Annotated in this window: 2 protein-coding genes and 1 pseudogene; all 3 read left to right on the top strand. The window is 69.4% G+C overall.

Annotated elements, in window-relative coordinates:
• Window positions 1–604 (top strand): annotated as a pseudogene (locus tag AB0I11_RS34345) (IS21 family transposase); the annotation flags it as partial.
• Entirely contained in the window at window positions 601–1,362 is a 762-nt protein-coding gene (istB, locus tag AB0I11_RS34350) for an IS21-like element helper ATPase IstB (protein WP_357330103.1), read from the top strand. The pseudogene AB0I11_RS34345 and the gene istB, both read left to right, overlap by 4 nt.
• A complete protein-coding gene (locus AB0I11_RS34355; RefSeq protein ID WP_357330105.1) occupies window positions 1,362–1,616 on the top strand; it encodes a hypothetical protein in 255 nt (84 codons plus the stop codon). Before istB ends, AB0I11_RS34355 begins: the two co-directional genes overlap by 1 nt.
• The last annotated feature ends 53 nt before the right edge of the window (window positions 1,617–1,669 follow it).

Genomic DNA, 1,669 nt, shown 5'->3' on the forward strand with positions numbered 1-1,669 from the left:
CGAGCTCGACGCCACGTTCGTGGCCTGGGTGCCGCAGCGGCGGGCCGTGCGGCATCGCACCCACGGCGAGATCATCGGCGTGCGGGCGGTCCGCGACCACGCCGCGCTGCGACCGATCCCCGCCCGGGCGTATGTGGTCGCCGACCGGCATCTGCGGCACGTCGGCAAGGACTGCCTGGTCGCCTACGCCGGCAACCTCTACTCCGTGCCGGCCCGACGGGTCCGCCACCGCCAACTCGTGGAGATCCGGGCGACCGCCGCCACCATCACCATCCACGCCATCGTCCCCGGCCTGGACGGCACCACGCTGCTGGCCACGCACCAGCGGGCCGTGGGCCGCGGCGCCCGCGTCGTCGACGAGAGCCACTGGGACGGCCTGCCCGACGGACACACCCGTGCCGTCACCGCCGGCGACCCCGCCGGCGAACCGGCCACGCGCCGACCGGCCCGTCACGGCGGCGGCCAGGGACCGCTGCAAGCCCTGCTCAACCGGGCCGCCGCCGCCCAAATCGCCGTCGAGGCCCGGCCACTGTCGGTCTATGAACAGATCGCTGCGGCCAGCCCGTTCACCAACCGCCCACACCTGAAGGACGTCTCGAAGTGAGTGAGCTGGTCACCAACCGCATCCACGCCAGCGCCACCAAACTCGGCCTGCCTCACCTGGCCGAGACGCTGCAGGAGCTCACCGGCCGGGCCGGCACCGAGGCCATGGGCTACCTGGAGTTCCTCGACCTCGTCCTACAAGAGGAACTCGCTGTCCGCGACGAACGCCGCTTCCGCGCCGGGCTACGCCTGTCGAAGCTGCCGCACCACAAGACCCTCGACGACTACGACTTCAGCTTCCAACCCGACCTGGACCCCCGCAAAGTCCGTGACCTCGCGACCCTCGCGTTCGTGCAGGCCAAAGCCAACGTCGCGTTCCTCGGCCCGCCCGGCGTCGGCAAGACCCACATCGCCGTGTCCCTCGCGGTCGCCGCCTGCCGAGCCGGATTCACCGTCTACTTCACCACCCTCGACGACATGGTCCGCCACCTCAAAGCCGCCGACGCGATCGGCCGGCTGGCCCGCAAGCTGCAGACCTACCTACGCCCCACCGTCCTGGTCATCGACGAAGTGGGCTACCAACCCCTCGAACGACCCGAAGCCAACCTCGTCTTCCAAGTGATCTCCAAACGCTACGAAAAGGGCTCCACCCTGCTGACCTCGAACAAAGGCTTCGGCGAATGGGGCCAAGTCTTCGGCGACGAGGTCCTGGCCACCGCCATCCTCGACCGGCTCCTGCACCACTGCGACGTCGTCCCCATCAACGGCCCCAGCTACCGCCTCAAGAACCGCCTCACCGCCATCGAGAACGTCGCCTGATGCCCATCCCGGCCATCCCGGACGACCCCATAGACACCAACCACGGCGACCAGCTGCTGCAACTCCTGCTCCAGATCTGCGAGGACTTCCTCGCCCGCGCCCCTGCGGCGACCCACCACGAGGTCGACACCCTCCTACGCGCCCGCGGCATCACCGGCGGACCCGGATGGCTGATCGACATGCTCGGCCTCACCCGCCTGCGCCTGCAAAACGCAACCCACCGTGACGAACAAGGCCCCCACCACGACACCTGACCTCTGCAAGATCAGCCGTACTCACCTCTGCACTCCAACGAGTACCCCGACAC

The organism is Micromonospora sp. NPDC050495, assembly GCF_040655175.1.
Taxonomy (GTDB): domain Bacteria; phylum Actinomycetota; class Actinomycetes; order Mycobacteriales; family Micromonosporaceae; genus Micromonospora.

Excerpts from the sequence above, each read along its gene's own strand:
- AB0I11_RS34355 (WP_357330105.1), top strand. The coding sequence starts at position 1,362 with ATGCCCATCCCGGCCATCCCGGACGACCCCATAGACACCAACCACGGC.